We start from the raw sequence: 6,014 nt of genomic DNA, 5'->3' as shown, positions 1-6,014 counted from the left end.
GTGGTCGTGGTCGGTGCGATCGTGGTCGTGGTCGTGGTCGTGGTCGGTGCGGTCGTGGTCGTGGTCGGTGCGGTCGTGGTCGTGGTGGTCGTCGTGGTGGTGGTCGTGGGTGGAGCGCTGACGACGACCGAACCGTCGGGGTCGCCGCAGGCGGTGCTCACCGAACTGTGGGCGGCATCGCCGCTGTAGGTGGCTCTCCAGCGGTAGGTGCCGATGGCGGACGGGGTGAACGCCCCGGAGGCGTACGTGCCGTTGCCGGTCACGGTGACAGTCGCGGAGAAGACCGCAGGCCCGGCGCATCCCGCGTCGGCCGGCCCGTACAGGTCGAAGCCGATCGTGCCGCCGGGGCCCACGCCGCCCGAGAGTGCCGCCGAGGCGCTCACCTGGCCGCCCAGGACGACTCCGGGCGAGGCCGCGACCGACAGGGTGGGCGTGACGAGACCCACCAGCACGATGACGGCCGCCGCCGGGTCGCTGCAACTGGTGCCCGCAGCGTTGTTGTTGGCGTCGCCGCTGTAGACCGCCCGCCATTGGTACGTACCCGGGGCTGAGGGGGTGAACGAGGCGGACGTGTAGGCCCCGTCGCCCGCTACCGGCACGGTCGATTGGAACACCGGCGGGGACGCGCAGGTGAGGTTGTCGGGCCCGAACAACTCGAAGTCCATGGTGCCGGTGGGGCCCGACGGTCCGGCGCCACTGGACAGCGTGGCCGTCGCGGTGACCTGCCCTGCCGTCACCGGCGAGGCCTGGATGCTCAGTACGGGGTTCCGCTTGGAGACCGAAGTCTGCTGGGCCGGGTCGCCGCAGGCGGTGGCCGCCGGGGAGTTCTGAGCGTCACCGCTGTAGCGCGCGATCCACTGGTAGGTGCCCGCCTCCTGGGTGGTGAACGGGTCCGACTGGTAGTTGCCGTTGCCGGCCACCGGCTTGGTGGACGTGAAGATGGGGGGCCCGGCACAGGTGGCGTTGTCGGGCCCGTAGAGGTCGAAGGTCATGGTGCCCGTCGGGCTCTCGCCCCCGCCCAGCGTGGCCAAGTCGAAGATGTCGGCGCCTACCGGGAACCCGGAGGCGGACGCCTGAGCGGTCAGCGTGGGGTCAGCCGCCCGCGCCGCCCACGGGAGCGCCCACCATGCCACCATGGCTACCGCCAACACGAGTGGTCGTCGCGAGGACCACCGCACCGCAGCGGGGCGCCGCACCCTTCCCTTCCGACGAACAAGAGCCACCGACGCCGCCTCCCCACGTCCCACCGGGAACTGGCCGAGGGCCACCCTATCGCCTGGGGGTGGGCCGAGGGTGGGGCCCTGGGCGTTGGCCCCGGTCGCTTAGGCTTCGGGCCATCGGTTCCCGGGCCCAGCGCCACCCGCTCCGGTTCCACCTGCTCCTCGCGGCTCTCGCGGTGGCCGGGACGGCCTGCAGCAGCCGGTTCGGCGCGCCTGGACCAGCCACCGCCCAAGGCGCCCAGGTGCTCGACCACTGGCGGGTGCTGTTCTGGGCGGCGCTCGCCCTGGGGGCCCTGGTGACGGTGTTCCTCGGGGCGACGTCCGTCCGTAGCCGTAAGGCGGCGAGGCGCGAACCGGCCAAGTTCGTCGAGCACGCCCACCACGAGCTCCGGTACACGATGGTCCCGCTGGTAGTCGTGGTTGTGTTGTTCGGCTTGGCGGCGTTCACCCAGCGGGACGTCGACCGGCTCGACGCCGAGCCGGGCGTACGCATCGAGGTGACCGGCTTCCAGTGGGGATGGCGGTTCGTCTACCTCACCGAGGGCATCACGGTCGTCGGCACCGCCGCCGAGCCGCCCACCCTCTTGCTGCCGGTCGGGACGACTGCCCGCCTCGTCCTGCGGTCGTCCGACGTCGTGCACTCGTTCTCGGTCCCCGAGTTCCTGACAAAGCGCGCCCTGGTGCCCGGGACCGAGAGCAGGCTGGACGTGACCCCGTCGCAGACCGGCCGGTTCGGCGGCACATGCGCCTACTTCTGCGGTCTCGACCACGCCCGGATGGCCTTTGTCGTGGAGGTGGTCGGCCAGGACGAGTTCGACGAGTTCGTAACCGGCCTGCAAGAGCTCCAGCAGCCCCCACCCGGCCCGACGCCGCCCGGCGAGGACGAGCGGCCGGGGGACCTGGCCGGTCAAGCTGCCCCCCGGCCAGGGCCCGGCACCCCGCAGCGGCCACCCGTGTGACCGTGCTCACCGAGCGCCGTCCCCCGCCCGGCCCGGCTGCGCCTACCGGGTGGGCCCGCTGGGCACTGGCCACCGACCACAGGACAGTGGGCACCCTCCAGATGGCCACGGCCTTCGGCTTCCTGGTGGTCGGGGGGGTGATGGCCATGGTCATGAGGGCCGAACTGGCTGAGCCGGGCCACCAGCTGGTGTCGCCGGCCCTCTACAACCAGCTCTTCACCATGCACGGAAGCGTGATGGTCATGCTCTTCGCCATCCCGATGGCCCTGGGCCTGGGGCTCTACCTCGTGCCCCCGCAGAGCGGCGCGCCGGGCCTGGCTTTCCCTCGGACCAGTGCGTTCGCCTACTGGCTCTTCCTGGGGGGCGGGACGACCATGCTCGCGGGCTTCGCCATGGCCCGGGGAGCGGCGTCGTTCGCATGGTGGGCGGCAGTTCCGCTCTCGGGGCCGGTCCGCTCGCCGGGGCTGGGGGCCGACCTGTGGGTGGCGGGGATGGCGCTGGTATCGCTGTCGGTGCTCCTGGGCGCCATCAGTCTCCTCACCACCCTCATCGTGCTCCAACCACGGCCACGGCGAGGGCTGTTGGAGCTCCCGGTGTTCACCTCGACCATGGCGGTCACCTGCCTGATGTGGCTGGTCGCCATGCCCGTGATGCTGGCCGCCGGCGGCCTGCTCCACGCCGACCGCCAGCTAGGCGGGCGGTTCTTCGGGACCGACCCGGGGGGAGGCCCCCAGCTGTGGTCGCGGGTGTTCTGGTTCGCGGCCCAGCCCATCCTCTATTCGGTGGCCCTCCCCTTCTACGGAGCCGTGGGGGAGGTGCTCGTGGCCTTCGCCAAGCGTGCCCCCGGAGGGGCCGGCCGGCGGGGCATGGTCCTCGGGGCCATCTTGGTCGCAGGCGCCTCACCGGTGGCATGGGCCCAGGGTGCGGTGACCGTGGGGGCCGTAGGCCCCTTGTGGGCGTCGGCCGTGTCGTTCCTGCTGGTCGTGCCCTTCGCCCGCCTGCTCTGGGCCTGGGTGTCGGTCATGGGGGGTGGGACGGTCCGTGCGCCCGCACCCATGCTCTTCGCCGTCGGTGCGGCGGTCGTGCTCGTGATCGGCGTCCTGGCCATGGGGGTCGACGCCTTCGCGTCTGTCCGCGCCCACACGGACGGCACCTACTTCGCCGTCGCCCGGTCCCACTACGGCTTGTTCGGCGCCGCACTGTTCGGGATGTTCGCCGCGTTGTACTTCTGGTGGCCGGCGTTCACGGGCCGGACGCTGCGCGAGGGCTGGGCCCACGCCCACTTCTGGCTGCTCCTGGCCGGCTTCAACGCCACCTTCTGGCCCCAGTTCGTGCTCGGGCTGCGGGGGATGCCCAAGGGGGTGGCCGACTACGATGCCGCCTGGGGCTGGGGCAGTCTCAACCTGTTGTCGACGTTGGGAGCCGGGCTCACGGCAGTCGCCATGGTGGCCTTCGTGGCCAACGTGTGGTTGTCGTCGGCCCGCCGGCAACCGGTGGGCCCAGGCCCGGGCTGGGGCCCTTGGGCCGGCCAAGGCTCCGACCGCCCAAGGCCTGGCGCACCGGTCCAACCGGTCGTGGCCCGCCGGGGCCACCGCCTCGCAGGGGGGGTTGCTCTGGCCTACGCACTTGCCGCGGGCGTGTACTGGTTGTCGACCCGGGAGATGGCGAGCACCGTGCTGCTGGCGGGGACCGCCCTGGCGGTGACCACGGCCGCGGTGTGGCTGTGGTCGGCGGGCCGCAGCCCCCTAGGGCCGCCATGTGCCGCGGTGGCAACCGGTGTCTCCCCACCCAGCCCCTGGCCCCTGGTGGGCGGGGCCGGGTTGGTGGGAGTGGCCGGGGGCCTCACCCTCGGCCCCTTGGTGTTCGTCACCGGCATGGTCATGGCGACGTGGGCGGCCGCAGGCGCCGCCCGGGAGGCCCACCAGGGGGCGCACCTGTCATGAGGGGCCACTTGCTCACGCCGCCGGGCGGTCCTCGGGCGGCGGGACCGTAGGGATGGACGGGCCCGGTGGCCGGACGATGACCATGGTGGCGACGGCCGCGACCACGGGCAGGCCCACGGCCGCCACCCGGAGGTAGGCCGTGACCCGACCGGGTGGGAGCTGCAGACCGGCCGCCAGCGCGTCTGCGGCCGCGGCCAGCACCAGGACCCCGTAGAAAGTGGCGGTACCGGCCAACAGGGCCGCCCGGACGGCCCTTCCGGGGCGACGCCGATCCGCACCGCCCTCGGGGCGCCTCGTGAGCACCCGGGTGTCGACGAGCGGCCAGCCATAGAGCGCTCCTATGGTCAGCGCGGGGAGGATGGCTCCGGCCAGCAGTGGTCCGGAGACCGTTACGGCGAGGACCTGCGACTCCCACGACGGCGCCAGGCGGACGGCGCCTTCAAGCCAGGCCACGAACCACACCGGCTGGGCGCTGGGGGCCGGGGCCCACTCGCCCCGGGACGGCCCATGCAGCCAGACGGGGTTGACTTCCACCAGTCCGCCCATGGCCACCAGGACGGCCGCCGTCGCCAGCAAGAGGCTGGCCGGTGGCCCAAGGCGGGCCCGGAGGCGGGCCCGTCGGGCCACGGGCGTCCAACGCCGCCCGGCCCGCAACTGCAGGGCCAGGAGCCCGGCCAGGGCCACGGGCACGACGAATACGTGCAGGACGGTGAACCGCCCGATAAACGATGTGGTTGGTAGCTCTCCCCCGAAAAGGGCCATGGCCAGGGCGGGCCCCACCACCGGGACGGACAGGGCGACCGCATACGCCGTCCGCACGGCCGTGCCCGAGACGGCGTCGCCGGTCAAGGCCACCCCCAGAAAGCCATTGAACATCGACAACAGCATGAGGGTTATACCGATGGCCCACGCCGCGCGGAGAGGCCGCTGGAACCGTCCGAGCACGAAGGTGCGGCCAACCCGCGCCGTCACGGCCACCACCAAAGCGAGCGCCGCCCAGTGGTGCACCTGGCGGGCCAGCAGCCCGGCCCTGACTGAGAACGACAAGTCGAGCGTCGAGGCGTAGGCCGCCGACATCTCGACGCCGCGCAGGGGGCCGTGGGCACCCGAGTAGACGACCTCCCGACCGGACGGCACGAAGAAGAGCATGAGATAGAGACCAGAGACGGTGAGGACCCCTAGGCACGAGAGCGCCACCTGAGACCAAAGGTCGGACCAGCGATCGTCCCGCCCGCCCGGCGCCTCCGGGGGGGCGACGGTAGGGGCGGCCAAGGGGGCCCGCTCTGGAGCGGTCACCGTCGGCCCCAGAAGTGCGGCCCCACGGGCTCGTCGAAATCGGCGACGGCTACCAGGTAACCACCGTCGTCGACGGCCAGCGGCAGTTGGGGCAGAGCCCGAGCGGCGGGCCCGGAGAGCGGCCGAGCACCGTCGAGCACGTCGAAGACGGACTGGTGGCACGGGCACAGTAGGTGCCCGGCCTCCGCTTGGTAGGAGCCCACGGGGCAGCCTGTATGGGTGCAGACCGCCGAGAAGGCGATATTGCCCGCGGGCGACCAGGACACCCGGTCGCGCCGAGCCCGCACCCGCTCGGCAGCCACCCGCACGAGCACCACCTGGGAGTCAGCGCGGCGGGGGCCACCTTCGGGGAACACGGTCACCATCTCACCTACCAGCAGGCTGTTGACCCGCAGGGCCTGTCCCCCCGGGCCGACCAGCCGTGCCCCGGGCCGCCAAGCCGTGGTCCTCAACCGGGCCCTCGCATCACGGGCCAAGGGGCGGCCGGCGAACAACGCACCCAGGCCGAGGGCTCCGGCTGCCCCGCCCAACGCCAGGACCGCCCGCCGGCTCATCGGACCACGCCCCGGTGGCCCGCCCACGGGGGCGGCGGGGGC

General features: G+C 72.9%; 5 protein-coding genes. 2 read left to right on the top strand and 3 right to left on the bottom strand.

What is annotated here, in order from left to right:
• The coding region (locus tag AB1673_17265) for a hypothetical protein (protein MEW6155707.1) at positions 1-1,136 on the bottom strand (1,136 nt) is incomplete at its 3' end.
• A gap of 260 nt (positions 1,137-1,396) precedes the next feature.
• Here AB1673_17265 and AB1673_17260 point away from each other — a divergent pair.
• Positions 1,397-2,179 (top strand): cytochrome c oxidase subunit II, encoded by a 783-nt coding sequence (locus AB1673_17260; protein MEW6155706.1) that lies wholly within the window; start codon positions 1,397-1,399, stop codon positions 2,177-2,179.
• Positions 2,176-4,122, top strand: a complete 1,947-nt coding sequence (locus AB1673_17255) for a cbb3-type cytochrome c oxidase subunit I (GenBank protein ID MEW6155705.1) — start codon at positions 2,176-2,178, stop codon at positions 4,120-4,122. The genes AB1673_17260 and AB1673_17255 overlap by 4 nt, the downstream gene beginning before the upstream one ends.
• Positions 4,123-4,134: 12 nt before the next feature.
• Here AB1673_17255 and AB1673_17250 read toward each other — a convergent pair whose 3' ends face one another.
• Positions 4,135-5,319 (bottom strand): cytochrome b N-terminal domain-containing protein, encoded by a 1,185-nt coding sequence (locus AB1673_17250; protein ID MEW6155704.1) that lies wholly within the window; start codon positions 5,317-5,319, stop codon positions 4,135-4,137.
• A gap of 95 nt (positions 5,320-5,414) precedes the next feature.
• Positions 5,415-6,014, bottom strand: a 600-nt coding sequence (locus tag AB1673_17245) for a Rieske (2Fe-2S) protein (GenBank protein MEW6155703.1), incomplete at its 5' end; no start/stop codon positions are given.

It is taken from the genome of Actinomycetota bacterium (assembly GCA_040754375.1).
Taxonomy (GTDB): domain Bacteria; phylum Actinomycetota; class Acidimicrobiia; order Acidimicrobiales; family AC-14; genus JBFMCT01.
This window is presented reverse-complemented; position numbering and strand designations above follow the sequence as displayed.